Annotated in this window: 1 protein-coding gene; it reads left to right on the top strand. The window is 56.9% G+C overall.

The genetic code is table 11. From position 1 onward, the window contains the following. Positions 1–63: 63 nt before the first annotated feature. The gene (locus tag KX928_RS23890; RefSeq protein ID WP_219508142.1) at positions 64–1,074 is read left to right on the top strand and encodes an IS30 family transposase; all 1,011 of its coding nucleotides are present in this window, start codon (positions 64–66) and stop codon (positions 1,072–1,074) included. Positions 1,075–1,113: the final 39 nt, after the last annotated feature.

The following is a 1,113-nucleotide window of genomic DNA, read 5'->3' as shown; positions in this document are numbered from 1 at the left end:
GATGGATTCACAAACGAAGTGCAAATTCTTTACGAATACAGAGAGTTGCATGGAGTATGAAGAATGGGAAGCCACTACTGTCATCTGAAGCTGGACGAACGACGCAAGCTTGCAAAGTGGCTGGAAGCCAAAATGCCGATTTCTGAGATCGCGGATAGATTGGGTCGCGACCCCTCCACGGTTTACCGGGACATCAAGCGGAACCGATATACGGACACCGAGTTGCCAGAACTGAACGGCTACTACGCGTTGAATGCACAGGACATGTACGAGAAGCGCCGCGCGATCCATCGTAAGATGATCAGGCACCCCGAGGTGAAGACTGCCGTTGAAGACCGATTGAAGGCTGGCTGGTCACCAGAACAGATCGCAGGCCGGATGCGGTTGGAGCGCCATCCGATCCGGGTCAGTCACGAGACGATCTATCGTTTCGCCTATTCCAAAGATGGCCGCGATGAACAGTTTTATCGCCATCTTCCCGAACATCGCAGACGCCGCAGGCCGCGTGGTTACCGCAGGCACAACCGGACCCACATCTTCGACACGCAGAGCCTGTCCCACAGGCCTGAGCGCATCTCAGAACGCGCAGAGTTCGGCCACTGGGAGTGCGATCTGATGATGTTCCGCAAGGAGCATGGGAAGGTAAACGTCACGTCCCTGGTCGAACGCGTCAGCCGCTATGCCGTCGTCATGCGCAATGAAGATCGCCAATCCAAACCGATCATGGAAGCGCTGATCCAGGGGCTCGCTCCCCTGCCCGCTGATGCGCGCCAGTCGATCACATTCGACCGCGGCACCGAATTCTCCGCCTGGAGACATCTCAAGGCCGGGATCGGCGCGGATGCGTGGTTCTGCGACCCGCAAGCGCCGTACCAGAAAGGCACGGTCGAGAATACGAACAACAGGCTACGGAAGTACCTGCCCCGCTCGACCGACCCGACGGCGCTGACAAATCGATATTTGAGGTCGATTTGCCATCGCCTCAACTCAACGCCGCGTAAGTGCTTGGGCTACCAGACGCCCGCTGAGGTCTTTGAAAGCGAGGTGATGGAGCTACAGAACCGATTGGAGTAAAAGGACACATCAGAAACTGCACTTCAGCGTGAGCTCACA

The organism is Roseobacter insulae (genome assembly GCF_019375555.1).
Lineage (GTDB): Bacteria > Pseudomonadota > Alphaproteobacteria > Rhodobacterales > Rhodobacteraceae > Roseobacter > Roseobacter insulae.
Note: the sequence above shows the minus strand (reverse complement) of the source record. Positions and strands in the feature narration are given on the sequence as shown.